General features: G+C 68.9%; 1 protein-coding gene and 1 pseudogene. Both read left to right on the top strand.

Features of this window, described 5'->3' with window-relative positions:
• Positions 1-274 precede the first annotated feature (274 nt).
• On the top strand, positions 275-700 hold the full coding sequence (locus CA983_RS44245; protein WP_086606165.1) for a pyridoxamine 5'-phosphate oxidase family protein: 426 nt from the start codon (positions 275-277) through the stop codon (positions 698-700).
• 27 nt (positions 701-727) lie between these two features.
• A pseudogene (locus CA983_RS48755) lies at positions 728-884 on the top strand (oxidase); the annotation flags it as partial.

Here is an 884-nt window from a genome sequence, read left to right as displayed (position 1 = left end):
CGCGGAGGAGTGTGTGGGGGGAATGGAGTCGGCCATGAGCGGGAGCGTAGCCACGCACCCGCTTGATGGGTCTCGGTCAAGACCGGAATTGGTTTCGGATTGATCACGGCTGTGGGAGGGCGGGGTGGAGCCGGTGGCGTAGAGGGCCTGGTTGTGGCGAGCCGGTGATCATTCTTGACCTCACGCGTGGCTGCCCACACGGGAACATTCGGTCGTGGCAACGGTGTTGAGAGGACGCCGACGGAGACCGGAACGCCCTGCGAAGGAGACCGGAATGGCCCTGACCCGTGAAGAGCGCGAACAGTTCCTGGCCGAGCCGCACATCGCCGCGCTGGCGGTCGACGCGGGGCCGGGCCGCGCGCCGCTGACCGTGCCGATCTGGTACCAGTACGAGCCCGGCGGCGACATCTGGATCATGACCGGCCTCGACTCCCGCAAGAACGAGCTGATCAGCGCGGCGGGCCGGTTCTCGCTGATGGTGGACCGGCTGGAGCCGACGATCCGGTACGTGTCGGTCGAGGGCCCCGTCGTCGACACGGCCCCCGCCACCCTCGACCAGCTCCGCGAACTCTCGGCGCGCTACCTGCCGGCCGACAAGGTCGACGGCTACGTCGACTTCTCCTGGAAGAACCACGGGGAACAGCTGGTGCTGAGGATGCGGCCGGAGCGATGGGTGTCGTCGGACCTCGGGCAGGTGTGAGGAGCGTGCCGGGGTGACAATCGGGGAATGGCAACGGATCTTCACGAGCTGCTGAGGTCACTGCGGGTCTGGGACCCGCAGGTCACGCGACTCCCCACCTTCGACCCGACGACCGCCCCCGCCGCCCCGCTGCCCCTCTTCGCCGAGTGGTTCGCGGCGGCGGGGGCGGTCGTCGGGTCGAAGG

Origin of the sequence: Streptomyces swartbergensis (assembly GCF_002148965.1) — a bacterium.
GTDB classification, from domain to species: domain Bacteria; phylum Actinomycetota; class Actinomycetes; order Streptomycetales; family Streptomycetaceae; genus Streptomyces; species Streptomyces swartbergensis.
Note: the sequence above shows the minus strand (reverse complement) of the source record. Positions and strands in the feature narration are given on the sequence as shown.

Excerpts from the sequence above, each read along its gene's own strand:
- CA983_RS44245 (WP_086606165.1), top strand. The coding sequence starts at position 275 with ATGGCCCTGACCCGTGAAGAGCGCGAACAGTTCCTGGCCGAGCCGCAC.